At 66.6% G+C, this 25938-nt stretch carries 25 protein-coding genes; 6 read left to right on the forward strand and 19 right to left on the reverse strand.

Annotated features, from left to right (window positions below):
• Positions 1 to 110: 110 nt before the first annotated feature.
• From ftsA to NUW51_RS07865, 17 genes are all read right to left on the reverse strand, one after another.
• A complete protein-coding gene (gene ftsA, locus NUW51_RS07785) occupies positions 111 to 1346 on the reverse strand; it encodes a cell division protein FtsA (protein WP_265564356.1) in 1236 nt (411 codons plus the stop codon).
• Positions 1346 to 2206, reverse strand: coding sequence for a cell division protein FtsQ/DivIB (locus tag NUW51_RS07790; RefSeq protein WP_265564358.1), 861 nt, complete (start codon positions 2204 to 2206; stop codon positions 1346 to 1348). The genes ftsA and NUW51_RS07790 overlap by 1 nt, the downstream gene beginning before the upstream one ends.
• Complete coding sequence (locus NUW51_RS07795) at positions 2206 to 3123, reverse strand: D-alanine--D-alanine ligase (RefSeq protein ID WP_265564360.1); 918 nt, start codon at positions 3121 to 3123, stop codon at positions 2206 to 2208. The genes NUW51_RS07790 and NUW51_RS07795 overlap by 1 nt, the downstream gene beginning before the upstream one ends.
• A 118-nt stretch (positions 3124 to 3241) precedes the next feature.
• Complete coding sequence (gene murB / locus NUW51_RS07800; protein WP_265564361.1) at positions 3242 to 4132, reverse strand: UDP-N-acetylmuramate dehydrogenase; 891 nt, start codon at positions 4130 to 4132, stop codon at positions 3242 to 3244.
• Entirely contained in the window at positions 4129 to 5544 is a 1416-nt protein-coding gene (gene murC / locus NUW51_RS07805; RefSeq protein WP_265564363.1) for a UDP-N-acetylmuramate--L-alanine ligase, read from the reverse strand. The genes murB and murC overlap by 4 nt, the downstream gene beginning before the upstream one ends.
• Positions 5541 to 6707 carry an undecaprenyldiphospho-muramoylpentapeptide beta-N-acetylglucosaminyltransferase gene (gene murG, locus NUW51_RS07810; protein WP_407696333.1) on the reverse strand — a complete coding sequence of 389 codons (1167 nt, stop codon included), beginning with the start codon at positions 6705 to 6707 and terminating at the stop codon, positions 5541 to 5543. Before murG ends, murC begins: the two co-directional genes overlap by 4 nt.
• Entirely contained in the window at positions 6692 to 7861 is a 1170-nt protein-coding gene (locus tag NUW51_RS07815; RefSeq protein ID WP_265564367.1) for an FtsW/RodA/SpoVE family cell cycle protein, read from the reverse strand. The genes murG and NUW51_RS07815 overlap by 16 nt, the downstream gene beginning before the upstream one ends.
• 3 nt (positions 7862 to 7864) lie before the next feature.
• Positions 7865 to 9088, reverse strand: a complete 1224-nt coding sequence (locus tag NUW51_RS07820) for a Mur ligase family protein (RefSeq protein WP_265564369.1) — start codon at positions 9086 to 9088, stop codon at positions 7865 to 7867.
• Positions 9089 to 9218: 130 nt separating this feature from the next.
• The gene (mraY, locus tag NUW51_RS07825) at positions 9219 to 10289 is read right to left on the reverse strand and encodes a phospho-N-acetylmuramoyl-pentapeptide-transferase (RefSeq protein ID WP_265564371.1); all 1071 of its coding nucleotides are present in this window, start codon (positions 10287 to 10289) and stop codon (positions 9219 to 9221) included.
• Entirely contained in the window at positions 10289 to 11671 is a 1383-nt protein-coding gene (locus NUW51_RS07830) for a UDP-N-acetylmuramoyl-tripeptide--D-alanyl-D-alanine ligase (RefSeq protein WP_265564373.1), read from the reverse strand. Before NUW51_RS07830 ends, mraY begins: the two co-directional genes overlap by 1 nt.
• A gap of 115 nt (positions 11672 to 11786) precedes the next feature.
• Positions 11787 to 13202, reverse strand: a complete 1416-nt coding sequence (locus NUW51_RS07835) for a UDP-N-acetylmuramoyl-L-alanyl-D-glutamate--2,6-diaminopimelate ligase (RefSeq protein ID WP_265564375.1) — start codon at positions 13200 to 13202, stop codon at positions 11787 to 11789.
• Between the two features lie 10 nt (positions 13203 to 13212).
• Positions 13213 to 14919, reverse strand: coding sequence for a peptidoglycan D,D-transpeptidase FtsI family protein (locus tag NUW51_RS07840; protein WP_265564377.1), 1707 nt, complete (start codon positions 14917 to 14919; stop codon positions 13213 to 13215).
• On the reverse strand, positions 14916 to 15494 hold the full coding sequence (locus NUW51_RS07845) for a hypothetical protein (RefSeq protein WP_265564378.1): 579 nt from the start codon (positions 15492 to 15494) through the stop codon (positions 14916 to 14918). The genes NUW51_RS07840 and NUW51_RS07845 overlap by 4 nt, the downstream gene beginning before the upstream one ends.
• Entirely contained in the window at positions 15491 to 16423 is a 933-nt protein-coding gene (gene rsmH / locus NUW51_RS07850; protein ID WP_265564380.1) for a 16S rRNA (cytosine(1402)-N(4))-methyltransferase RsmH, read from the reverse strand. Before rsmH ends, NUW51_RS07845 begins: the two co-directional genes overlap by 4 nt.
• On the reverse strand, positions 16420 to 16911 hold the full coding sequence (locus tag NUW51_RS07855) for a division/cell wall cluster transcriptional repressor MraZ (RefSeq protein ID WP_265564382.1): 492 nt from the start codon (positions 16909 to 16911) through the stop codon (positions 16420 to 16422). The genes rsmH and NUW51_RS07855 overlap by 4 nt, the downstream gene beginning before the upstream one ends.
• A 285-nt stretch (positions 16912 to 17196) precedes the next feature.
• Positions 17197 to 17970, reverse strand: coding sequence for a motility-associated ABC transporter substrate-binding family protein (locus tag NUW51_RS07860; protein ID WP_265564384.1), 774 nt, complete (start codon positions 17968 to 17970; stop codon positions 17197 to 17199).
• A complete protein-coding gene (locus tag NUW51_RS07865) occupies positions 17967 to 18266 on the reverse strand; it encodes a hypothetical protein (RefSeq protein WP_265564385.1) in 300 nt (99 codons plus the stop codon). Before NUW51_RS07865 ends, NUW51_RS07860 begins: the two co-directional genes overlap by 4 nt.
• Before the next feature lie 100 nt (positions 18267 to 18366).
• Here NUW51_RS07865 and NUW51_RS07870 point away from each other — a divergent pair, with 100 nt between their 5' ends.
• The 6 genes from NUW51_RS07870 (at position 18367) to NUW51_RS07895 (ending at position 23986) form a co-directional block, all read left to right on the forward strand.
• Entirely contained in the window at positions 18367 to 18750 is a 384-nt protein-coding gene (locus tag NUW51_RS07870; protein ID WP_265564387.1) for a hypothetical protein, read from the forward strand.
• Positions 18751 to 18839: 89 nt separating this feature from the next.
• Positions 18840 to 21053 (forward strand): phosphoribosylformylglycinamidine synthase subunit PurL, encoded by a 2214-nt coding sequence (gene purL, locus NUW51_RS07875; protein WP_265564389.1) that lies wholly within the window; start codon positions 18840 to 18842, stop codon positions 21051 to 21053.
• Positions 21054 to 21116: 63 nt separating this feature from the next.
• Positions 21117 to 21314 (forward strand): (2Fe-2S)-binding protein, encoded by a 198-nt coding sequence (locus NUW51_RS07880; RefSeq protein WP_265564390.1) that lies wholly within the window; start codon positions 21117 to 21119, stop codon positions 21312 to 21314.
• A gap of 121 nt (positions 21315 to 21435) precedes the next feature.
• Positions 21436 to 21927, forward strand: coding sequence for a bacterioferritin (gene bfr / locus NUW51_RS07885; protein ID WP_265564393.1), 492 nt, complete (start codon positions 21436 to 21438; stop codon positions 21925 to 21927).
• Between the two features lie 200 nt (positions 21928 to 22127).
• On the forward strand, positions 22128 to 22802 hold the full coding sequence (locus NUW51_RS07890) for a nitroreductase family protein (protein ID WP_265564395.1): 675 nt from the start codon (positions 22128 to 22130) through the stop codon (positions 22800 to 22802).
• 11 nt (positions 22803 to 22813) lie between these two features.
• Positions 22814 to 23986 (forward strand): DUF418 domain-containing protein, encoded by a 1173-nt coding sequence (locus tag NUW51_RS07895; RefSeq protein WP_265564397.1) that lies wholly within the window; start codon positions 22814 to 22816, stop codon positions 23984 to 23986.
• Here the strand turns inward: NUW51_RS07895 and NUW51_RS07900 are convergent.
• Positions 23983 to 24420, reverse strand: coding sequence for an Hpt domain-containing protein (locus NUW51_RS07900; RefSeq protein WP_265564399.1), 438 nt, complete (start codon positions 24418 to 24420; stop codon positions 23983 to 23985). The genes NUW51_RS07895 and NUW51_RS07900 overlap by 4 nt on opposite strands.
• An 82-nt stretch (positions 24421 to 24502) precedes the next feature.
• Entirely contained in the window at positions 24503 to 25912 is a 1410-nt protein-coding gene (gene der, locus NUW51_RS07905) for a ribosome biogenesis GTPase Der (protein WP_265564402.1), read from the reverse strand.
• Between the last annotated feature and the right edge of the window lie 26 nt (positions 25913 to 25938).

Below are 25938 nucleotides of genomic sequence, written 5' to 3' on the forward strand. Positions count from 1 at the left end.
TGCACATCGCGAGTCGCGACCAAAGCGAAAACTGCTCGAGAACGGCAATTAGTGAAGAAATGATTCAGTATGGGACGATTAATCGAGTCCCTGATTCAAATCGGGACGCCTCAACCGCCTTTCAGCGCCCCCAGCAGCCGGTCGATGAGCCCGCCGCGCCGCCGCCGCCGCGTCGGCACCGCGATATCGTCCGACCCTTCGCCCTGTTCGGCGGCGAGCAGGAGCAGGCCGACGAGGCTGGAGAAAGCCGGGCCGCGCTGCGCCTCGGGCAGGCCGCGCACGCGCTTCGGGCGCCCGATCCGCACGCGGTGACCGAGCACGCCCTGAAGATAGTCGTCGATATTCTTGAGTTCGGCGCCGCCACCTGTGAGCACCACCTGCCGTTTCACCGGCCCGCCGAAGCCGAGACTCTTCAAGGCATTGTCGATCTCGCCCGCCAGTTCCTCGAGGCGCTGGCGGATGACGGTGATGAGCTGCGCCTGGCTGATCCGCGCGGGCTCGCCATCCTCGCCGATCTGGGCGTCGATCATCTCGTGATTGTCCGACGGCGAGAGGTTGGCCGAGCCATAGCGGCATTTCATCCGCTCGGCATCGCGGCGCGACACGCCGAAGGCCATGGCGATATCCTCGCTGATATCGCGCGCGCCAACCGGCAGCGTGCGCATCGCCACCAACATCCCGCCGACATGCAGTGACACGCTGGTCATGTCCGCGCCGAGTTCGACCAGCGCCACGCCGAGGTCGCGCTCGTCCTTGGTGAGGCACGCGCGCGCCGATGCCAGCGGGGCGGCGATGATTGCGCCGACGCCAAGGTGGGCGGAGCGGATGACGTAATCGAGATTTTTGAAGGGGGCCATGTCGGCGGCGATGACATGGATGTCGACGCCGAGGCGCTCGGCATGGAGCCCGCGCGGGTTCTTCACCCCCTCGACCCCGTCGAGCGTATAGAGCGCGGGCTGGGCATGAAGCACGACCTGGCCCTCGCGATCGAGGCTGCCGCGCCCGGCATCGAGCAGCGCGGCGATATCGCCCTCCTCGACCTGCTGGCCGCCCAGTTCGACTTCGACGGTGGCGACGTCGCTGGTCAGCCCGCCGGCGGCGAACCCCGCCCACACCTCGTCGATCGCCAGCGCATTCTTTCGCTCGGCCTGATCCATCGTCTCGCGCACCACCGTCTCGGCGGCGTCCATGTCGACGATGGCGCCGCGCTTGATGCCGCGGCCCTGGTGCTGGCCCGAGCCGACCACTTCCAATTGCCCGTCCTCGCCGACGCGGGCGATCAATGTCGCCACCTTGGACGAGCCGATATCGAGCGCGGCGATGAGATTGTCGCTGGAAACCGCCATCAGTCGACCCTCCGTGCATCGCTGGCGGCGGCGGCGGCTTCCTCGCGCGCCTCGACGAATTCGGGGCTGCGCGCCACCGCCTTGCCGGGCAGGCGGAGGTCGTAGCGCTCGACCCCGACGCCGAGCAGCGCGGCCTTGGCGTCAAGCGCCATGAATTTTTCCAGCGCCTCGCCCGCGGCGCGCTCGCCCTCGGGCAAAGCGAGGATCTCGCCCGTCTGGACGTTGAGGTCCCAGCGTCGCCCCGACACCCAGCGCGCCGAGGCGAGCTGCGGCTTCAAGGCGGGGACGCGCGCCATGAGCCGCTCCAGTTGAGCAAGTTCGCGATTGGCGCCGGCGCCGATGAGCAGCGGAAGGTCGGGCATTTCGGCGACAGGCACGCGTTCGAGCACGACGCCTTCGGCATCGACGAGGAATAGGCGATCCTCGCCCTGCCACAAGGCGGCGGGCTGGCGCTCGACCATGTCGATGACCAGCGTGTCGGGATAGCGGCGCGAGACGCGGGCATCCTTCACATAGGGAAATTCCAAGAGCTCGGCGCGAAGGTCGGCGACGTCGACAAGCGGCAGCGCGCGCGCATGTTCCTCCAGCGCGATTTGATAGACCGCGTCCGAATCCATCTGCTCGATGCCCTTGATGTCGATGCGGCTGACCTCGAGCCCCATGCGCCCCATGCCCTCGCCCATCGCCCGGCCGATCATCTGGTGCACCCCGAGCGCTGCGAGCGCGACCACAGCCGCGACCATGGCGGCGCCGACCATGACGATTCGCAGCAGCCGCTCGGCGCCGGGGGTCGCCTGCACCGTGCGCCGCTTGGGCGTTGGCGCGCTCTTGCGCTTCTTAGGAGTCCCCCCACGCGCCATCAGCCAAGCGCCTCGGCGATCAGGCGTTCGCACAATTCGCCATAGTCGATGCCCCGCGCCTTGGCCTGTTCGGGCACGAGGCTGAGCGGGGTCATGCCGGGCTGGGTGTTGGTTTCGAGCAGGAACAGGCCGTCCATCCCGCGCTCTTCGTCCCAGCGGAAATCGGAGCGCGAACAACCCTTGCAGCCAAGGAGGCGATGCGCCTTCAAGGTGAGGTCCTTCATTCGCTCGGCGATGTCGGCGGGCACTTCGGCGGGGCAGACGTGGACGGTCTGGCCTTCCTCATATTTGTGGGCGAAATCATACCAGCCGCTGGCGATCTTGAGTTCGGTCACCTCGAGCGCCTCGTCGCCCAGCACCGCGACGGTCAGTTCGTGCCCGGCGATATATTCCTCGGCGAGCAGCCGGTCGAACTCCTGCCACGGGCCGGTGCTCTCGGGCGTGATGGGTCCCGTTTCGTCGGTGACGATGGCGACCCCCACGGACGAGCCTTCGTCGACGGGCTTGAGGACATAGGGGCGCGGCAGCGGGTCGCCCGCATAGACGCTTTCGCTCTCCACGATACGGCCCGGCGGCATCGGAATGCCGTGCGGTTCGAGCACCGCCTTGGTCAGCTGCTTGTCGATGGCGACCGCCGAGGTCGTGACGCCCGAATGGGTATAGGGGATCTGCATCAGGTCGAGCATGCCCTGCACCGTGCCATCCTCGCCCGGCGTGCCATGGAGCGCGTTGAAAACGACGTCGGGGCGAAGCTCGGCGATCACGGCGGCGACATTGCGGTCCATGTCGACGGGCGTGACGTTCGACCAGCCGCGTTCGCGCAGCGCCTTCACCACGCCCTCGCCCGACGACAATGACACGTCGCGTTCGGCGGACCAGCCACCCATCAGCACCACGACCTTCATGTCCTTGTTCATACTCACTCCGTCATCCCAGCGAAGGCTGGGATCCATGCCAGCTCATGTTCGACCAGGCCGGCGGCAGCGCGCCGACATGGGCCCCAGCCTACGCTGGGGCGACGAGAAATTCGAGCGACTATCGCCGCCCCACCCGCTTGATTTCCCATTCGAGCTCCTGGCCCGAATGCTTCTTCACCCGTTCGCGTACCTCGTCACCGAGATCCTCGATATCGGCACTGGTCGCATCGCCCGTGTTGATGAGGAAGTTGGTGTGCTTTTCCGAGACCTGCGCGCCGCCCTTCCTGAGGCCGCGACACCCCGCCTCGTCGACGAATTTCCAGGCCGAGCCGCCTTCGGGGTTCTTGAACGTCGAGCCGCCCGTCTTGGTACGCACCGGCTGCGACGCCTCGCGCGATTCCTGGATGCGGTCCATCTCGGCCTGGATCACCTCGGGCTTCTCGGGGTGGCCTTGAAGCGTGGCCGAGACGACGATCGCGCCTTCGGGCAGGTCGCTGTGGCGATAGGAATAGCCGAGTTGGTCGTTCGACCAGGTCTCGAGCGTGCCGTCGCGCCGCACGATCTGCGCCTCAGTCAGGATCTCGCAGGTCTCGCGCCCGTAGGCGCCGCCGTTCATCCGCACGAAGCCGCCGAGCGTGCCCGGGATCGAGCGCAGGAATTCCATCCCGCCGATGCCCGCATCGCGCGCGGTCGAGGAGATGAGGACGCCATGCGCGCCCCCGCCTGCCTTGAGCGTGACTTCGTCGACCTGCTCGACTTGGGCGAAGGCTTTGGGCAGCTTGACCACCACGCCTTCGACGCCGCCGTCGCGGATGATGAGGTTGGAGCCGAGTCCCAAGCCCATGACCGGCACGTCGTCATCGAGCTGCGACAGGAAAGCGGTGAGGTCGTCGACGTCGGCGGGTTCGAACAGCCAGTCGGCATGGCCGCCCGACTTGAACCAGACGAGCTTGGCGAGGGGCGCGTCGGCCTTGAGCTTGCCGCGTACTGAAATCTCGTCGGGCTTCACTTGTTCTTCCTCGCACTTTCGATGCCGTCGGCGAGGCGGGCCGCCCAACTGGTGATGTCGCCCGCGCCCATGCACAGGATGACATCGCCCTTTGCCGCCACGTCGCGCAGCGCCAAGGCAAGGTCGGCCTCGTCCTCGACGGTGCGCACCATGCGGACCCCGCGATTGCGCAGACCCTCGGCAAGCACCTCGGACGACACGCCCTCGATCGGCTCCTCGCCTGCCGCATAGACCGGCGTCACATAGACGATGTCGGCCTCGTTGAAGGCGGTCTGGAATTCCTCCATCAGGTCGCCGAGGCGCGAATAGCGGTGCGGCTGGACCACCGCGATGACGCGGCTGTCGGGGCAGGCATCGCGCGCCGCCTCGAGCACGGCGCGGATTTCCACGGGGTGATGCGCATAATCGTCGATGATCGTCGCGCCGCCGATTTCGCCGACCTTGGAGAAGCGCCGCTTGACGCCGTCGAAGCTCTTGAAGCCCTCGCGGATCTGCTCCTCGGTGACGCCCAGCTCCATCGCCGCGCCGATCGCGCCAAGCGCGTTCAGCACATTATGCTTGCCGGGGATGGGAACGTGAATGTCCGACATCGTCGTCACGGCCCCATCGCGGTCGGTGTGCGCGACGTCGAAACAGGTGCCGCCCAGCTCGGGCCGGACATTGTCGGCACGAAGGTCGGCATTGGTCGAAAAACCATAGGTGCGGATGCGCCGATCCTGCACCTGCCCGATGACATTCTGCACCTCGGGATGGTCGATGCACATCACCGCGAGGCCGTAGAAAGGGACGTTCTCGACGAATTGCGCGAAGGCCGCCTTCACCCCGTCGAAGTCGCCATAATGGTCGAGATGCTCGGGATCGATATTGGTGACGATCGCGATCGTGCCGTCCAATCGGAGGAAGCTGCCGTCGCTCTCGTCGGCCTCGACCACCATCCAGTCGCTGCTGCCGAGGCGCGCGTTGGAGCCATAGCGATTGATGATGCCGCCGTTGATGACGGTTGGATCGATCCCGCCCGCATCCAGGAGCGCGGCGACCATCGAGGTCGTCGTCGTCTTGCCGTGCGTGCCCGCCACCGCGACGGTCTGCTGCATCCGCATCAGCTCGGCGAGCATCTCGGAGCGCTTGACCAGCGGCAGGCGCTTTTCGGACGCGGCCTGTACCTCGGGATTGGTGCGCCGGATCGCGGTCGAACAGACCACGACTTCGGCATCGCCGAGATTGTCGGGTTCATGGCCGATATGGACGGTGATGCCGGCATCGCGCAGCTTCTGCGTGACCGGCCCGTCCTTCATGTCGCTGCCCTGCACCTTGTAGCCCAATTGGTGCATCACCTCGGCGATGCCCGACATGCCGATGCCGCCGATACCCACGAAGTGAATGGTGCCGAGATCCCTGCCGAGCGCCTTCATGCGGGCACCCCCAATCCCGACGCACGGGGCGTCGGGTTGGCCGCCCCCACCATGCCGACCGGCACGGGGGTATCGCCCGCCGCGATCCGTTCGACGAGGTCGGCGAGGTCCTCGGCGGCACGCGGGCGTCCGACCGAGAGGCTGCGCTGCGCCGCGGTGGCCAGCGCCTCGCCGTCGCCTGCGATCTCCTCGATCTGGCGTGCGAGCTTTTCGGGCGTGAAGTCGGGCTGCTTGATCATCGCCGCGCCGCCCGCCTTGGCCATTTCCATGGCATTGAAGGTCTGATGGTCATCGGTCGCGATGGGGAGCGGCACGAGGATCGCGGGGCGCCCCGCCGCCGTCAGTTCAGCGATGGTCGAGGCACCCGCACGCGCGATGACGAGATGCGCATTGCCGATGCGGCGCGGCATGTCCTCGATATAGGTCAGCGTTTCCGCCGGGATGTCGAGGTCGGCATAGCGGGCGCGGACCCGGTCGATGTCTTCAGGGCGGCACTGCTGGACGACATTGAGGCGGTGGCGCAGGCCTTCATCGAGCTGGCCGAGCGCCTCGGGAACCACCTCGCCGAGGATGCTGGCGCCCTGGCTGCCACCGGTGACGAGAAGGTGGAAGGGGCTGGTTTCGTCCAAGGGCGGAAAGGGCATTTCGCCCAGCCGCGCCACTTCGACGCGCACCGGGTTGCCGACCAGCGCTTCCTTCCTCTTGTCCTTCGAACGATGCACGGTCTTGTAGGCGGTCGCCACCGCCTTGGCGCGGCCCGCGAGCATGCGGTTGACGCGGCCGAGCACGGCATTTTGTTCATGCAGGATCGTCGGCACGCCTTCCGCATGCGCGGCGAGCAGTGCGGGGAAGGCCGGATAGCCGCCGAAGCCGACGACGCAATCGGGGGTGAAGTCGCGGTACAAGGCCCGCGCCGCCTTGCGGCCCTTGAGGACGCTGAAAAAGGCCTTGACGAGCCCGAGCGGTCCGCCGCCGAGCCGTCCGGCGGGCAGCACCTCGACCGGCACGTCGTCGAAGATCGCGGGGATCTTTGCGCCGCGCGCGTCGGTGACGAGCATGACGCCGTGGCCGCGGGCCTTCAGTTCGTTGGCCAGCGCATGCGCGGGGACCATATGGCCACCGGTCCCACCGGCTGCCAGCGTGATATTCATGTTCCGCTCCATCGGACCACATAGGGTGATCGGTTGAGATAGGGGTTCCGGCGGCTGAAAGCGAGCAGCAATCCCATGCCGATCGACAGCGCCAGCATCGAGCTGCCGCCATAGGAAATGAAGGGCAAGGTCATGCCCTTCGACGGCGCGATCTGGACGTTGACCGCCATGTTGATGAACGCCTGCAAGCCGAATTGCAGGACGAGGCCTGCCGAGGCGAGGATGGCGAGCGCATCGTCCTCATCGAGGAGCTTCACCAGCACCCGCGCGACGATCATGAAATAGAGGATGGCGACGGCAAGGCAGGCGACCAGCCCGAATTCCTCGCCGATGACGCTGAAGATATAGTCGGTATGCGGCTCGGGCAGCGAGAATTTGAGTTCGCCCGCCCCCGGTCCCGCGCCGAACAGGCCGCCCGCGGTCAGCGTCGCCATGGCCTTGTCGGTCTGGAAGCTGTCGCCCTCGCCGAACAGGAAGGCGTCGATGCGGGTCGTCGCCACGTCATAGAAGAAATAAGCGAGGATGATGCCGACGAGTCCTGCCACGCCCATGCCCACCACCAGCTTCATCCGTGCCCCCGCCAATGCGAACAGCGCCGCCCAGGTCGCGAGGAAGATGACGGTGGTGCCGAAATCGGGCTGGCGCATGAGAAGCAAGGCGGTGAAGGCGGCGAGCCCGCCGCTCGCCCCGGCCCGCGCGAGGAAGCTCCACTTGCGGGTGAAGAGGAAGGCCAGCGCCACGACATAGACGGGTTTCAGGAATTCGGACGGCTGGACCCGCGACACGCCGAAATCGAGCCAGCGCCGCGCCCCGTTCACCTCGCTGCCGAGCCACGGCACCAACGCCAGCGCGACGAGGCCGACGGCGGTGGCGAGGAGGCATAGCCGCGTGAGCAATTCGCGCGGCATGGCCGAGACGAGAAACATCACCGGCAGCGACACGATGATCCAACCGAGCTGGCGCCAGAAGAAATAAAGTTCGGGCAGCCGCGCGGTGGCCGAGGAATAGCGATCCGCCGCCGCGGGGCTCGCCGCCGCCACCGCCACCAGCCCGATGGCGATGAGCACGAACAGCAGCGCGATCAGCGTGCGATCGACTTCCCAATACCATTGGCTCTGCGCCGAACGGTCGGAACGGCCATAGCTGGCGGGGCGCAGCTTGAGCATCGCCTAGAGCGCCTCCACGGCGGCGCGGAACGCCTCGCCCCGCGCTTCGAAGTCCCTAAACTGGTCGAAGCTCGCACAGGCCGGGGACAGGAGCACGGTCTCGCCCGGCTGCGCTGCTGCCGCGGCCTGTTCTACCGCTGCCTCGATGGTGCCCGTCTTCACGACCTCCACCTTGCCGTCCAGCGCGTCCCCGAACAAGTCCTGCGCCTCGCCGACGAGATAGGCGCAAACGATGCGGCCGAAATGCGGTTCGAGCGCCGTGAGGTCGCCCGACTTGGCCCGTCCGCCCGCGATCCAGTGAATGCGATCGAAGGCGGCGAGCGCGGGAGCGACGCTGTCGACATTGGTCGCCTTGCTGTCGTTGATGAAGGCGACGCCTTGCTTTTCGGCCACGCGCTCCATCCGGTGCGGCAGGCCGGCGAAGCTCGCCAGCCCCTTCTCGATCTCGTCGCGGTGAAGTCCGAGTGCCGAACAGGCGATGATCGCGGCCGCCGCATTTTGCGCATTGTGCGGGCCGGCGAGCGCGGGCGACCAATGTTCATTGCCCCCCGGCACCTCGATCTCGCGCATGTCGACGGCGACGCCCTCGTGCGACTGCATCGAGAAGAGGCGCTCCTTGGAGGCGACATAGTTGTCGAATTCACCGTCATAGCGGTCGAGATGGTCGGGGGTGATGTTGAGCAGGACCGCCACCTCGCAATCGAGGCTCTGCGTGAGGTCGATCTGGTAGGAGGAGAGTTCGAGCACATAAGCGCTGCCCTCCGGTAGGGGGTCGAGGCTCAGGATCGGTTCGCCGATATTGCCCGCCGCGACGCTGCCCACCCCCGCCTCGCGCAGGATGTGGTCGATGAGCGCGGTCGTCGTCGACTTGCCGTTGGTGCCGGTGGTGCCGACGACGACATGGCGCGGCAGGCCGGGGCGGGCGCGCGCGAACAGTTCGACATCGCCGATGACCTCGCAATTGGCGCGTCTTGCGAGCGCGGCGATGGGGTGCGTGTTGATCGGCACCCCGGGCGACACGACGAGCGCATCATAGCCTTCGAGGCCGGTGTCGATGAAGTTCACCCGTTCGGCAAAGGGGTTGGCGCGGCCGCGCGCCTCTTCATTGTCGTCCCAGCAAGCGACCGTGGCGCCCGAGCGCACCAGCGCCGACACCGTGGCCAGTCCCGAACGGGCGAGACCGTAGACGGCGTAACGCTTGCCCTGCCATGCCTCCGATAGGATCACCGACGCCCCCTCTTGTCATCATCCCAGCGGAGGCTGGGATCCAACCCATGGCCGGTCGGCGCTGCGAGCCGACATGGGCCCCAGCCTACGCTGGGGCGACGACGGTGAGAAACGAAAAACGTCGACGATGTCACCGCAGTTTCAGCGTCGACAGGCCGGCGAGCGCGAGGACGAAGCTGATGATCCAGAAGCGGATCACCACCGTCGGCTCGCTCCACCCCATCTGTTCGAAGTGATGGTGGATGGGCGCCATCTTGAAGATGCGCTTGCCGGTGCGCTTGAAGAAGAAGACCTGGAGGATCACGCTGACCGCCTCGAGGACGAACAGCCCGCCGACGATCGCCAGCACGAATTCATGGTGCGTCGCGACCGCCACCGCGCCCAGCGCGCCGCCGAGCGCGAGGCTGCCGGTGTCGCCCATGAAGACGGCGGCAGGCGGCGCGTTGAACCAGAGGAAGGCGAGCCCCGCGCCGACGATGGCGAGCAGCACGACCGCGAGATCACCGACGCCGAGCACGTGCGGAATGCCGAGATAGGCCGAGAAGACCGCATTGCCGACGAGATAGGCGATGAGCGCGAAGGTCACGCTGGCGATGATTACCGGCATGGTGGCGAGCCCGTCCAAGCCGTCGGTCAGGTTCACCGCATTGCCGAAGGCGACGATCACGAACGCCCCGAAGGCGATGTAGAGCCAGCCGATGTCCATCACCGGCCCCGAGACGAAGGGCAGGTGCAAATTGGTGCCGGACAGGTCGACCATCAGCCAGGTGGCGAAGCCCGCGATGATGAATTCGAGCAGCAGTCGCACCTTGCCGGGAATGCCTGCGTGGTGCGCTTTTCGCACCTTGTCGTAATCGTCCATGAAGCCGATGAGCCCGAAGCCCGCCGTTACCAGCAGCACGGCCCAGACATAGCGGTTCGACAAGTCCATCCACAGGAAGACCGAGAGGAACACGCTGATGAGGATGAGCAGCCCGCCCATCGTCGGCGTCCCGCGCTTGGCAAGGTGCGATTGCGGCCCGTCGGCGCGGATCGGCTGTCCCTTGCCCTGCTTTTTGCGGAGCCAGGCGATGAAGGCCGGCCCGAGCAACAGCCCGATGAGCAGCGCGGTCCCCGTCGCAGCGCCCGCGCGGAAGGTGATGTAGCGGATGAGGTTCAGCGGCCCGGGAAAACCCAGCCATTCGGCAATCAGATAGAGCATTATGCGCCGCCCCCTGCCACTTTGGCGACCAGTTTGCCAAGTCCCATCGAATTCGACGCCTTCACGAGGATCGCGTCCCCGGCGCGCATCATCGTTAACAGGTTAGTCGTTGCGGCCTCGGCATCCTTGACGTGGACGACCTCTACCGGCGTGAGACTGAGCGCGTCGGCGAGCGGTGCGGTTTCCTCGCCCACCGCGATGACAAGGCTGACGCCTGCGGCCTGGACCGGCGCGGCGAGGTCGGCATGCGCCTTGGCACTGACCGCGCCCAATTCCTTCATGGTGCCGAGGACGGCGATCTTGCGCGTCGCCCTTTCCTCGGCGAGCGCCTTCAAGGTCGCCTCCATGCTCGCGGGATTGGCATTGTAGCTTTCATCGATCAGCAGCAGCTCGCCGCCCTCGACAGTCACGACGTGACGTTCGCCCCGGCCTTTCAGCCCGCCCATTTCGGTCAGCGCCAAAGCGGCGCGCGCGACATCGCCGCCTACTTCGCCGATCGCGCTCAGCACGGTCAGCGCATTCTGCACCCAATGCGCGCCGCGCTGCGAGACGGTGAAGGTCAGCCGCCGTCCCGGCAGGCGCGCGGTGACGAGGCTGCCGCCCGCCGCACTGGGGGCCGAATGAAGTACTGCCGCATCGCCCTCCTCGCCGCCGATGGTGAGGATCCGTGCCGCCTTGCCGCGCGCCGCCTTGATGAGCCGGTCGCGCTGGTCGGTGGCCTCGGGGACGAGCGCCACCCCGCCCGGCTCCAGTCCTTCGAAAATCTCGCCCTTGGCATCGGCGATGGCCTCGATGCTGCCGAGGTTCTCGATATGCGCGGGGGCGATGGCGGTGACGAGCGCGACATGGGGGCGCACCATCCGCGTCAGCGCGGCGATCTCGCCGGCATGGTTCATCCCCATTTCCTGCACCGCATAAAGCGTATCACGCGGCATCCGCGCGAGGCTGAGCGGCACGCCGGTGTGATTATTGTAGCTCTTGACCGAGCGATGGACGCGACCCGGGGCGAGCCGTTCGAGCGCTTCGGCAAGCGCCTCCTTGGTCGAGGTCTTGCCGACGCTGCCCGTTACGCCGAAGACGACGGCATCGTCGCTCAAACGCTCGCGCGCGGCGCGTGCCAACGCTTCCAGTGCGGCCGGTACATCGTCGACCAGCACATGCGGGCCGTCTACCGGCTGTGACACCAGCGCGGCGGCGGCGCCCTTGTCGAAAGCACCCGCGACGAAGTCGTGGCCGTCATGCACGGTCCCCGGCATGGCGACGAAGAGGAAGCCGTCCTCCACTTCGCGGCTGTCGAAGGCGACGCCGGTGACGGTGAAATTCCCGCTTGCGGTGCCGCCGGTGGCGACGACTATTTCCTCGGAGGTCCAAAGTGTCGTCATCGCCGCGCCTCCGTTGCCCCAGCGGAGGCTGGGGCCCATGTCGAGGAGGATAGGCGCGGTTCGATGGCATGGGTCCCAGCCTTCGCTGGGATGACGGCGGGGATTTTCAGATGGCTCATCCCGCACACTCCCGCGCTACCTGCACGTCGTCGAAGGGAAGGACGTGATCGCCGACGATCTGGCCCTGTTCATGCCCTTTGCCCGCGAGCAGGACGATATCGCCAGCCCCCGCCAGCGATATCGCATGCGCGATGGCGGCGCGGCGATCGGCGACCTCGATGGCGCCCGATGCGCCTTCCATCACCTCGGCGCGGATCTGGCCCGCATCTTCGCCGCGCGGATTGTCGTCGGTGACGATGACGAGGTCGCTATGTTCGACCGCGACCTGCCCCATCGGCGCGCGCTTGCCCTTGTCGCGGTCGCCGCCCGCGCCGAACAGGGTGATGAGCCGCCCCTCGACATGGGGCCGAAGCGCCGCGATGGCGGCCTCGAGCGCATCGGGCGTATGCGCGTAATCGACATAGACGGGCGCGCCGCGCGCGGAGATGACCGCGCGTTCCAAGCGCCCGCGCACCGGCGAGAGGCGTCCCATCGCCTCGAACAGCTTGCCCCAACTGGCGCCGGTCGCCAGCGCAAGCCCCGCCGCGACCATGACATTGGCCGCCTGATAGGCGCCGATGAGCGGCAGCTTCAGCAATTTCGTCTCGCCGTCATGGGTGACGCTGATCGCTTGGCCGAGTGGGGTGGCGCGGCGCTCGCCGAGGCGGATCGTCTCACCCCGGCTGCCGACTGTCATCAGCTTGAGGCCCCGCGCCTTGGCGAGCGCAATGACCGCGTCGGAGGCCGGGTCGTCGGTCCACACCACTGCCGTGCCCGAGGGGCTGAGGCGCTCCTCGAACAGCTTCATCTTGGCGGCGAAATAATCCTCCATCGTGCCATGATAATCGAGATGGTCGCGGGAGAAATTGGTGAAGGCGGCGGCCTCGACGGGCACGCCCGAGACGCGATGCTGGTCGAGGCCATGGCTACTCGCCTCGAAGGCGACATGGCTGATCCCCATGCGCTTCAGCCCCGCCATATTATGAAGGAAGGTGACGATGTCGGGGCTGGTGAGCCCGGTCTTCACCTGTTCCTCGGCCGTCGTCACGCCCAAGGTGCCGATCGAGGCCGAGCGGTGCCCCATCATGCGCCACAACTGGCGCGTCATCTCGACCGTGGAGGTCTTGCCGTTGGTCCCCGTCACCGCGACGACGCGGTCGGGATAAGGCGCGTAGAACTTGCCCGCCACCTCGGCGAAGAGAGCGCGCGGGTCCTCGGCCTCGATATGCACCGCGCCCTCGACGCTGGCGCCGGGGCGGGCGATCACGCCGATGGCGCCTTTCTCGATGGCGGCGGGAATGAAATCCTCGCCATTGACGGATGCGCCTTGGAACGCGCCGAATACATTGCCCTTCACCACCTTGCGATGGTCGATGGCAAAGCCGGTTACCTTGGTATCGCTCGCCCTTCCGGCGAGGTCGCACAGGCGCAAATCGTCACTCCTATTCTTCTCTCACAAAGGGCAGCACCTGCCCCATGTCGGGTTCGCGCGATGCATCGGGGCGCACCCCCAGCATCGGCGCCACCCGCGCGATGGTCTTCGACACGACCGGCGCCACGTTCCAGCCCGCCGTCCGAAACCCAAACGTCTCTTTGGTCCCCTTGGGTTCATCGAGCATCACCACGATGACGTAGCGCGGCTCGTCGATCGGGAAGACGCCCGCGAAACTGTTGACCACCAGCCGCTTGGAATAGCGACCGTTGACGATCTTCTCGGCGGTCCCGGTCTTGCCCCCGACGCGATAGCCGGGCGCATCGGCCTTGCGTCCCGTGCCATGGGTGACGACCAGCCGCAAGAGCGCGCGCATCTGTTCGCTGGTGCGCTCCGAATAGACCCGTTCGCCTTGCTCGGCCGGATGGTCGGGCCCGACCTTGAGAATGGTGGGCGAGCGATACAGCCCGCCGTTGAACAGCGTGGCATAGCCCGAGGCGAGGTGCACCGGGGTCACCGCGATGCCATGGCCATAGCCCACCGTGACGGTCGCGATCTCGCTCCATTCGCGCGGGGTCAGCGGGCGCCCGCGCTCGGGCAGTTCGTACCTCAGGCGCTGGGTGAAGCGCATCTTGTCGAGGAACGCCTTCTGCCGCTTCGCGCCGAGTTTCTGCGCGATCTGGGCGGTGCCGACGTTGGAGCTTTCCATCATGATCTCGGCGACCGAGCAGGGGCGATTGAAGGGGTGGGTGTCGCTGATCCGGCGATTGCCGACCTGGTAGCTTCCGGGGCAATCGTACATCTGCCCCATCGACGCGATCTGCCCCGTCTCCAGCCCCATCGCCACGGTGAAGGGCTTGAAGGTCGAACCGAGTTCGTAAACACCGAGCGCGGCGCGATTGAAGCGCGCTTCGGTCCCGCCCTGGCCGGCGACATTGGGATTGAGCTGCGGCAGGCTGGCGAGCGCGATGATCTCGCTCGTATGCACGTCCATGACGACGCCCGCCGCGCCGATGGCGTCGAAGGTCGTCATGGCGGCGGCCAGCTCGGCGCGCAGCGCGCCCTGCACCGGGGCGGAGATGGACAGCTGCACCGGGGCGCCCGCGCGGCGCGGATCGGACAGCATTTCATCGAAGGCGGCTTCGGCGCCGGCCACGCCCTTGCCGTCGACGTCGGTATAGCCGATCACGTGCGCGGCGAGCGCGGTTTGCGGATAGAGCCGGTCGGGTTCGCGGGTGAGCTGGATGCCGGGTTCGCCGAGCGCATTGACCGCTTCGACGAGCCGCGGCCCCGCGCGCCGCTGCAGATAGGCGAAGCGCTTGCCGCCGGTCAGCAGGGCATAATAGTCCGCCTCGTCCTTTTCGGGCATCAGCCGCGCCAGGTCGCGGGCGAGGTCGAGCTTGTTGCCGATGACCTTGTGCGGCTGCACCGCCACCGTCCACGCCTCGATGGTGCGGGCCAAGGGCTGGCCGTCGCGGTCGACGATGTCGCCGCGCGTGCCCGCATAGGCTGAGGCACCGAGCGTGGCATTGGCGTCCGCGCCGAAGATGGCGAGATAGCCGATCCTGCCGCTCACGGTCAGGATACCGAAGGCGAACAGGAGCATCGCGACCATCAGCCGCTGGTGCATCATCGACAGGAGCTGGCGTTTTTGTCCCTGCAGCTTGAGGCGTTCGGGCGCGCTGACCAGCGCCGGTCCCGTCACGCCCCCGCTCATGGCGTGGTCCGCGGTTCGGGCAGCGGCGCCAGCGGGTCGCGCGGCGGCTCGGCCTTTACGACCTTCGGTTTAGTCGGCGCCGCCGGAATGTTCGTCTCTTCCGGCGGCGCCGTGGGCCCCTCGCCCTCAACGCGTGATTTCTTTTTGGTCGTCGCGGTGCTGAAACCGGCCTGGTGGACGAGATCGCTCGCTGCCACGCCGACGCTGCTGCCACCGCCCTGCTGGGGCACCGCCTGCTCGACGGGCGCGCTGGCAAGGATCACCGGCCCTTCGAAGCCGCGCCCGCGCTCGGGCGCCGCCATCGCCGCGACCATATAGGCGGACGGCGCGAACTGATCGGCTTCGGGCGCCGACAGCTTGAGGAAATTGACGTTCCAGCGTTCGAGCTGCGCCAAGCGGCCGCGCGTGCCGATCTCGGTTTCCAGCGTGCGGATCTCGCGGGTGGTCAGCACGATCTGGCGCTCGACGTCCTCGAGCTGCGTGCGCGAGGAAGCGACCTGCAGGCTGACGAGGTAGCAGGCGAGCACGGCCGCGGCGATGCCGCCCGTCCAGAGGATCGAACCGAAGCCCCTCATGCCGCCGCTCCCCAGATGGGCGCGTGCGTACGTGTCGCGGCGCGCAGCTTGGAGCTACGGGCGCGCGGATTTTCGAGCATCTCGGCGTCCGACGGCGCGATCGCCTTCGAAACATCCTCGAAGGTCGCGGGCGGGCCATCGGCACGCTGCGGCAGGTGGCGCGAGCCCTGCGGCTGGTTGCCCGAGCGCTCACGCAGGAATTTCTTGACGATCCGGTCCTCGAGGCTGTGGAAGCTCACGACCGCAAGACGCCCGCCGGGCTTGAGGATCTTCTCCGCCGCGACCAGCCCCTTCTCGAGCTCTTCCAGTTCAGCGTTCAAATGGATGCGAATGGCCTGGAAGGTCCGCGTCGCCGGGTCGGTCTTCATGCCCTTGTGATAGCCAAGCGTCCCCCGCACCACATCGGCGAGTTCGCCGGTGCGGCTGAGCGGGCGCGCCTTGACGATCGCGGCGGCCACGCGGCGGGCGCGCGGCTCCTCGCCATAAAGCTTGATGACCCGCGCCAGCTCGGCCTCCTCGGCCGTGTTGACGAAGTCGGCGGCGCTCATGCCCTCCTGGCTCATGCGCATGTCGAGCGGGCCGTCCTGCTTGAAGGCGAAACCGCGCTCGGCTTGGTCGAGCTGCATCGAGGAGACGCCGAGATCGAGGACGACGCCATCGACCTGCCCGTCGACCCGTTCGCCCATCCGAGAAAAGGTCGCGGCGACCAGCGTCAGCCGTTCGTCCGGCACGCGTTCGTGTGCAGCGGCGATGGCGTCGGGATCACGATCGAAACCGATGACTTCGCCGGCGCCCGCCTCGAGGATCGCTTTCGTATAGCCGCCCGCGCCGAAGGTGCCGTCGACGATGCGGTCGCCTGCCTCGATCTTTAGTTCGCGCACGACCTCTGCGAGCAGGACGGGCAGATGGGGCTTGCCCGGCCTGCTCACAGTTCGACCCCCCGCTCTTCCAGCCGGAAGCGCGCGATATCCTTCATGTCCTCATGGATGCGTGCATCCTCGAGGAAGAGTTTGGGGTTCCAGATCTGGAAGGTCTCGCCGACGCCGATGAACAGTGCGAGGTCTTCGATCTTGCCCTTGCGCCGCATCATCGGCGGCAGGACGATGCGGCCCGTCTTGTCATAGGGCACTTCCTCGGTCGCGCCGAAGGCCATCATGCTGGCCATCATCGCGTCGAGCTCGGAGCCCTCCTCCGTCTCGACCTTCTCGGCCTTGCGTTCGAGCTTCTCGTGGCGACGCGCGGCGAAGGCCGGGTCATAGGCGTCGAGCGCGGGGAAGAGCTTGTGCTTGGCAAGGACGATGGTCCGGGCATCGCCACGCTTCTCGATCACGCTCCGCAGGAAGGCAGGCACGGAGACGCGACCCTTGGCGTCTACCGCGTTGACCGCGCTTCCCTGGAAAAGATGATCGAGTGCCATGGCCCCTTTTTCGTCCCTTGGTGCGCCCTCGCTCCCGCCGGCGGTCGGGGACGTAGGCCTGACCAGGACCATGCGACCGGCGGCGGGAGCGGGGCGACTTGAAGACCTGTGTGTAACGCAGGATAGCGTGGGATACAATGGGATTTCATGGATTCTGATGGTCAGTAATGGATTTTGTAGGATTCCTGCGGGGTTTGGCGACACGGCATGACGCGGCTCGACCGCCCCGGCGCGGTCCTGCCGTTGTGGATAAGTCTGTTGGAAAGCCCGCGGGGGCTCGAATCACTAGCGGCCGAGTCGCGCCAGAAGGGTGATCAGCGCGTTTCGATTGTCGTCCCCCGCCGCATCCTCGCGCACCGCGAAATCGGCATCGGCGAGCACGGTCACGCGCCCTTGTTCGATAGCGCATTCGGCGCGAAAGCCGTCGTCATGGACGCTGCAGGCCTCGCCAGTCGCCACCAGTCGTCCCGGCGCGGTGACGAGCAACGCGCCCGCCTCGGCCGCTACTGCCGCATCGCCTTCGGTCAGCGGCCCCTCGAGCGCGAGGCCCCAGTGGTCGAGCAGCCCGGTATCGGCAAAGAAGGGTGGCGGCCCCATGTTGCTTGGCAAGTCGCCCGCGCCGCGAAAGGCGGGGTCGGCGAGCAACAGCAGCCGCCCCCCGCCGCGCACCCAGTCATCGAGCGCGACGAGATTTTCCGCTGTCTGCGCACGCGGGTGCGCCATCAGCAGCAGTCGCGCATCGGCAAGCGCCTCGCTGCTCGTGCTGTCGATCATCTCGAGATCATGCGCGCCGTCGAGCGCCTGGAAGAGCGGCGACGGTGCCGCGTCGAGCGAGAAGCCTTGGGTGAAATAGAGCGGCAGCCCCGACAGGACATGGAGCGCCCCGCCATTGCTCCCCGTCGCCGCTTCATGGTCGATCGGCATGACCTGCGGACCGTCGGCAGCGGAATCGCGGACGGTATCGACAATGAAGGCCGTCAGGGCGAGGAGGAACACGGTGCCGCCTACGAGCCTGACGGCGATCGCGAGGCCGCGCGCGCCGCCGCCATCGCGCGTCACTCGGCCTCCGGCGGCACGGCGATCTCGTTGACGATCAATTCCTCGGTCGCCGGATCGATGGGAATGGGCAACGGTTCGATGGGCGTTTCGTCCGCGGGCGCTTCCGACCCCGGCGCGGCCCCGATCTGCGACAAGGGTTCGGCGGGGGCGGGCGGCTCTTCCTCGGGGCCGGCGACCACGACGCGCTCCTCGCCCGCGCCGACGCCCAGCAGCGCGGTGCCAAGCAGCACGAGAAGGAAGACGATCGCAAGGCCCGTGATGCCGATGCGGATGCGCTGTTGGGGATGAACGGCCATGGGTCCAAATCTAGGCATGGCGCCCCGCCGATGCAATCGCTACGGTGCGACGCTTTCCCCCTTGACGAAGCCGGGCCGACAAGAGACAAGCCCGCGCGTCATGAAACAGCGCATCTTCCTCATCGCCGCCGCCGCCTGCGGCCTCGCCGCTTGCTCGAGCGAACCCGAAGTCTACGAATATGAGATCAACGATCCCATGGCCGATGAACTGGCCAAGGCGGAAGCTGTCGATCCGGCCACCGTACCGATGGGCGTGGGCTCGGACGATTATCGCTGCAAGGGCTCGAACCAGCTCCTCAAGATCGACTGGATCCGCACCGGCGAGCAGATGACCGCCCGCGTCACCCCGCAGGGCGAGCGCGGCATGCAGCTGACCCAGCAGGGCGACGGCGGCCCCTACACTAACGAGGATGGCACGGTCACCATGACCGGTTCGCCGACCAGCAACTCGGTCGTCCTCAACGGCGCCACCTGCGAAGCCTGACAGGCGACGCCCACCGCATAGGAAAGCCCCTCGCCGCACTCGCGTCGGGGGGCTTTTTTTATCCCCCACTTCCGCCTAGACGAGCCCCCATGAGCCAGACCGAAATCACGCCGCAAGTCGTCGCCGAACACGGCCTCTCCGAGGACGAATATCAAATCATCCTCGACAGCCTCGGGCGCGAACCCAATCTCGTCGAACTCGGCATCTTCTCGGTAATGTGGTCGGAGCATTGCTCCTACAAGTCCTCCAAGCTTCACCTGAAGAAGCTTCCCACCGAGGCCGAATGGGTCATCCAAGGGCCGGGCGAGAATGCTGGCGTGATCGACATTGGCGACGGCGATGCGGCGATCTTCAAGATGGAGAGCCACAACCACCCGTCCTATATCGAGCCCTATCAGGGCGCGGCGACGGGCGTGGGCGGCATCCTGCGCGATGTCTTCACCATGGGCGCGCGCCCGGTCGCCAACATGAACGCGCTCAGGTTCGGCGATCCGGTGCACCCCAAGATGCGTCACCTCATCTCGGGCGTGGTCGCGGGCATCGGCGGCTATGGCAATTGCGTCGGCGTGCCGACCGTCGGCGGCGAGACCAATTTCGACAAGGCCTATAACGGCAACATCCTCGTCAACGCGATGACCGTGGGCGTCGCCAAGACCGACAAGATTTTCTACTCGGCCGCCACAGGTATTGGTAACCCCATCGTCTATGTCGGCTCGAAGACCGGTCGCGACGGCATCCATGGAGCGACCATGGCCAGCGCCGACTTCGACGAGGGAATCGAGGAAAAGCGCCCGACCGTGCAGGTCGGCGACCCCTTCACCGAGAAGCTGCTGATCGAAGCCTGCCTCGAACTGATGGCGACCGACGCCATCGTCGCCATCCAGGACATGGGCGCGGCGGGCCTGACCAGCTCCTCGGTCGAAATGGCGACCAACGGCAATTCGGGCCTCCGCCTCGACATGGACAAGGTGCCCCAGCGCGAAGAGGGCATGACCCCCTATGAAATGATGCTGTCGGAAAGCCAGGAGCGCATGCTCATGGTGCTGAAGCCCGGCAAGGAAGCCATGGCCGAGGCCATCTTCAGGAAGTGGGAACTGGACTTCGCGGTTATCGGCGAGGTCACCGACACCGGGCGCATGGTCTTGGAATGGCAGGGCGACATTGTCTGCGACATTCCCCTCGCCCCGCTCGCCGACAAGGCGCCCGAATATGACCGCCCGCACATGGATCAAGACAAATATCGCGACTGGGCCAAGATCGAGCCCTTGGGCGAGGTGCCCGAGGCGACCGACCTTGCCGCCGATCTCATGAAGCTGATGGCGAGCGAACATCTCTCCAGCCGCCGCTGGATCTGGGAACAATATGATTCGCAGGTCGGCGGCGACACGGTGCAGAAGTCCGGCGGCGATGCCGCGCTGGTCCGCGTCCATGGCAGCGACAAGGCGCTCGCCATCACCACCGATTGCTCGCCCCGCTATTGCTACGCCGACCCCGTGACCGGCGGCAAACAGGCAATCGCCGAGGCCTATCGCAACATCAGCGCGGTCGGCGCGACCCCGCTCGCCGTCACCAACTGCCTCAACTTCGGCAATCCCGAACGCCCCGAGATCATGGCCCAGTTCGTCGGCTGCCTTGAAGGCATGGGCGAGGCCTGCCGCGCATTGGACTTCCCCATCGTGTCGGGCAACGTCTCGCTCTACAATGAGAGCAAGGCGACCGGCGGCGGCTCGGCGATCCTGCCCACGCCCGCCATCGGCGGCGTCGGCATCATCAAGGATTGGCACAAGAGCGCGACCATCGCGCTGAAGCCCGGTCAGCAATTGATCGCCATCGGCGACACCACCCACCCCGCCCAGCTCGGCCAGTCGCGCTGGCTCGAGGTCGTCCACGAGCGCAAAGAAGGCCTGCCTCCGCGCGTCGACCTCGAAGCCGAAAAGACCGCCGCCGACCTCGTGCGCGGTCTCATCCATGATGGCCTCGTCAGCGCGGTGCATGACGTGTCGGACGGCGGCATCCTCGTCGCCATGGCCGAGATGGCGCTGGCAGGCGACACGGGCTTCACGCTGGGCTGGGAAACCAGCGATCCCGAATTCTGGTTCGGCGAGCATCAGGGCGTCTATGTCGTTGCCGCCGACGATTTCGCGAAGGTCGCCGAGGCAGGCCGCAAGCATGGCCTCGAAATGACCCCGCTCGGCACCTCGGGCGGCGACAGCCTGCACCTCTTCGATGGCGCGATCAGCCTTGCCGAACTCCGCAAGGCGCACGAGCATTTCCTCCCCGCGTTGATGTCGAGCGAGCTTTAGGCGGCGATCCCGCCCTCGGCTTTTACTATTGCAAATCATTCGCATTAGCGGCATGACCCGAATATGGTCATCTGCCACTGCAACCTGATTCGCGAAAAGGACATCCGCGCTGCGGCCGCCAAGGGCTGCCCCGATGCCGAGACCGCCTATCGCTCGCTGGGCTGCCAGTTCCAGTGCGGCGGTTGCGAGGACCATGCCGACGCGCTCGTCGCCTGCGAGCGCGCCAAGCTTCTCCCCCCGAGCGACGTCGCCGCGGCCTAGGGCCGCCACTGCTAATCACTCTCATTAGCTTAGAATTCCCGGAAAACCGCCATTAGTCCACTTGCCGCCTGGCCTTTGGAAGCGCTATCACCCTGTCCAACGACTTTATCGGAGACAGATGATGGCCAAGGTGACCGACAAGAAGGTGCTCGACTATCTCAATCAGGCGCTCACCAACGAGCTCACCGCGACCAACCAATATTGGCTCCATTATCGCCTTCTCGACCATTGGGGGATCGAGCGGCTCGCCGCCTTCGAGCGCAAGGAATCGATCGAGGAGATGCAGCACGCCGACCGCCTGACCGAGCGCATCCTGTTCCTCGACGGCCATCCGAATTTCCAGCGCATCGGCTCGGTGCGTGTCGGCGAGAGCGTCGAGGAAGTCATCCAGGCCGATCTCGACCTCGAGGCAGAGGCCATCCCCCTGCTGCGCGATGCGATCGAACATTGCGAAAAGGTTCGCGACTATGTCAGCCGCGACCTGTTCGCCGAAATCCTCGACAATGAGGAAGAGCATCTCGACCATCTCGAGAAATATCAGGAGATGATCGAGCGCATGGGGCTGCAGAATTTCATCCAGCTCCAGTCCCGCCCCGCCGACGAGCAGGGATGACACCGGCAGGACGGATCGACAAAAGCTTCCCTCGCCCCATCGAAGGGCACCCGGCGAATTATTAATTCGCCGGGACCCAAGGCTGGGACCCATGCCACGCACCTTTCGCAGCCGGCTCGCCATGGATCCCGGCCTTCGCCGGGATGACGGATGGCGAATTGCGGCGTAACGTTGCTGTCGAAACAGCCGAACAGGAAATCATGCAACCCGTCCCCTCCCAGCCCTATACCTTGCTCCCCGACCTCACCCCGGCCGAGCGGGTCGAACGCGCGCGCGCCTTTTACGACAGCGTGAAGGACAGGCGCAGCTGCCGCTTCTTCTCCGACGCCCCCGTGCCGCGCGCGGTCATCGAGGAAGCGATCCGCGCCGCCGGCACCGCGCCCAATGGCGCCAACCACCAGCCATGGCATTTCGCGGTCGTCGAGAACCCGCACGTCAAGGCGCGCATCCGCGAGGCTGCCGAGGCGGAAGAACGCGCGTTTTACGAAGGCAAGGCGGGCGAGGAATGGCTCGATGCATTGGCCCCCATCGGGACCGACTGGGAGAAGCCCTTTCTCGAGACGGCACCCTATCTCATCGTCGTCTTCGGCCAGCGTAAGGGCGGCCCCAACCCAGGTGACGACCGGCAGAATTATTATGTCACCGAGAGCGTTGGCATCGCCTGCGGCCTGCTCCTCACCGCGCTCCACAAGGCGGGGTTGGCGACGCTCACCCACACGCCTTCGCCGATGGGTTTCCTGCGCGAGATCTGCCAGCGCCCGCCGAGCGAGAAGCCGGTGATGATCATCGTCGCGGGGCTGCCCACGAAGGACGCCACCACACCCTTGCACGCCGCGCAGAAAAAACCGCTCGACCAGATCATGAGCTGGCTCTAGCCCCCCGCCCCATGGCCACCACGTCCCCGTCTTCGCGTCTCGTCAGCCTCGACGTCATCCGCGGGCTCGCCGTCATCGGCATCTTCTTCGCCAATGTCCTGTCGATGGGACTGCCCGAGGACGTGGCCTCCTATCCCACGCTGATGGGATTCGAGGGCATGGGCGACAAGCTCGCCTGGCTATTCAACTGGCTGTTCATCGACAATCGCATGCGCGGGCTCTTCACGATCCTGTTCGGCGCCTCGCTGGTGCTCATCGCCGAGCGGGCCGAGGCGCGGGGGCAGTCTCCCTGGGCCGTGCACGTCCCCCGGCTCGCCACACTCCTCCTCATCGGGCTCGCCCATTTCGCCTTCCTGTGGAAGGGCGACATCCTTCATCTCTACGCGATGGTGGGCCTCTTCGCGCTGCTCGCCATCGACCATGACACTGCCGCCCTCCTGCGCGGCGCCATCATCCTGCTGGTCGGCAACGCGGTGGCGATCACCGGCCTGCTCGCGCTCGTCACCTTTGGCGGCGAGGACAGCTTCGTCCCCGATGCCCTGTCCGCCAGCGCGTTGGCGACCGAGCGCGCCGCCCATTCCGGCCCGCTCGCTCATGCCGCCTATATCTGGCAGACCGCGCGCTGGGACCCGATCGTCAACACCATGATCTTCTCTTTCGAGACGCTGGGGCTGATGATGCTCGGCATGGCATTGCTGAAGAACGGCTTCCTCGCCGGGACGCGCGCGCCTCGCCATTATCGCGGCTGGGTCGTCATCGGCCTCGTGATGCTGCTGGCGATGCTCATCGGCGCCGCCATGGTCGCGCGCAGCGGTTTCGATCCCGACCTCACGACTTTCATTCGCACGCTGCTGGGCGTCACGATCAGCCCGGTGATGGCGCTGTCCTATGCAGCGCTTCTCATGCTCGCCATTGCGCGCGGGGGATGGCTCATCGAGCGCCTCGCCGCCACCGGACGCGCGGCCTTTACCAACTATCTCGGCGCCACGATCCTGATGACGCCGCTGATTTTCGGTCCGGCATGGAGTCAATGGTCTCGCGGCCAGCTCTGGCTGCTCGCCCCGATGATGGGCGCGCTGATGCTACTCTGGTCGAAGCCCTGGCTCGACCGCTATCGCTACGGCCCGCTCGAATGGGCGTGGCGCTCATTGAGCAGGGGGAAATTGGAGCGCCTCAGGCGCTAGCGCTGGGCGCGTCCGAAGCCGGTGTTGTGGACGCCCTTGGTGCCAAAGCCGCCGCCCGGCTTTTTGAGGCGCGGATTGACCACCTCGTCGAACATTTCGAGCGTCAGTTCGAACAATTCCCTGAGTTTCACCACATCGGGTACCAGCTCGTTGGGGAAGCGGCCCTCCTCGACGCAGGCGCGGGCGCGGTTCTCGATGATCTCGGCCACCTTGGCCAGCGGTTCGGCCCCGAACTGGCGCGATTCGCCCTTCATCGTATGCGCGGGGATGATCAGCGCGACCGTGTCGCTCGCCCGCATCGCCGCCTCGATCTTCTCGAGGGACTTGAAGCCGTCCTCGCGGAAATAGCCGAGAATCTTGATGAAACCCGGACCCAGCTGTGCCCGTGTTTCCTCGAAATATTTCCAGTCGACGATGTTGGCCGCTGCGCTCAACGCTTGTGACACCTTTTCCCACTGCCCCTCATGGGACGATCCATCGATCATCCGCCTTAGACAAAGAGGGTAAAGCTTTCGTTTATTTGCGCGCGTAGGGGTTCTTCGGCGCGCGGGTGATGAGCCGGATGGGGATCGGCCCCAGCCCGAGGTCGCGGCGCAGCGAGTTGATGAGGTAGCGCTCATAGCTCTTGGGCAGCTTGTCGACCCGCGTGCCGAAGATGACGAAGGCGGGCGGGCGCGACTTGGCCTGCGTGATATAGCGCAGCTTGATCCGCTGCCCCGACGGCGCGGGAGGTGCATGATTGGCGATGGCATCGTCGAACCAGCGGTTGAGCATGCCGGTGGGCACGCGGCTGGCCCATTTGTCGCGCAGGTCGAAGGCTGCCTGCATGAGCTGGTCGACGCCTTTGCCGGTCACCGCCGACACGGCGACGAGCGGCACGCCCTTGACCTGCGCCAGCCCCTCGTCGAGCGCGGCGCGAATACCGTTGTAGAGCTTGGCGGGGTCCTCGGCGACATCCCACTTGTTCAATCCGATGATGAGCGCGCGGCCTTCCTGCAGCACCTGGTCGGCGATGCGCAGGTCCTGCGCTTCCAGCCCGCGCGTGGCATCGAGGAGCAGGCACACCACCTCGGCGCGGTCGATCGCGCGCTTGGTGTCGAAGGCCGACAGTTTCTCCAGCTTGTCGTCGACCTTGGCGCGCTTCCTGAGCCCTGCCGTGTCGACGAGCTGCACCTCGCGGCCCTGCCATGCCCAATCGAGATGGATGGCATCGCGGGTGATCCCCGCCTCGGGGCCGGTGATCATCCGGTCCTCGCCGAGCATCTGGTTGACCAGCGTCGACTTGCCCGCATTGGGACGCCCGACGATCGCGAGCTTCAAGGGGCCAAGGTCCTCGACGAGGATTTCATCGCCATCCTCGGGAACGACGAATTCTTCTTCCGCCTCGTCCGCCTCGTCCTCGACCGGTCCGTCCTTCTCGAGATGCTCGCGCAGGCCATCGAACAGGTCGACCACGCCCTCGCCATGCTCGGCGGACAGCGCGAAGGGATCGCCGAGCCCGAGCTCATAGGCCTCGAGCCGCCCGCCCTCGCCCGCCGAACCTTCCGACTTGTTGGCGGCGATGAGGATCGGCGTGTCGAGCCCGCGCAGCCAGTCGGCGATCTCGCGGTCCAAGGGGGTGAGGCCAGCGCGGCCGTCGATCAGGAATAGCGCGACATCCGCCTCGGCGACCGCGGCGCGGGTCTGGGCGCGCATGCGGCCGGGCAGCGTCGCATCGGCCTCGGTCTCGAAACCCGCCGTGTCGACGACGGTGAAATCCATGCCGAGCAGGCTCGCCTCGCCCTCGCGCCGGTCGCGCGTCACCCCCGGCTGATCATCGACCAGCGCGATGCGCTGGCCCACGAGCCGGTTGAACAGCGTCGATTTGCCGACGTTGGGACGCCCGACGATGACGACGACGGGGAGCTTCTTGCGCTTGCTGACCATCGCGCGGCCTTGGACCGCCGCGCGGG

This window comes from Sphingomicrobium arenosum (assembly GCF_026157085.1).
Taxonomy (GTDB): Bacteria; Pseudomonadota; Alphaproteobacteria; order Sphingomonadales; family Sphingomonadaceae; genus Sphingomicrobium; species Sphingomicrobium arenosum.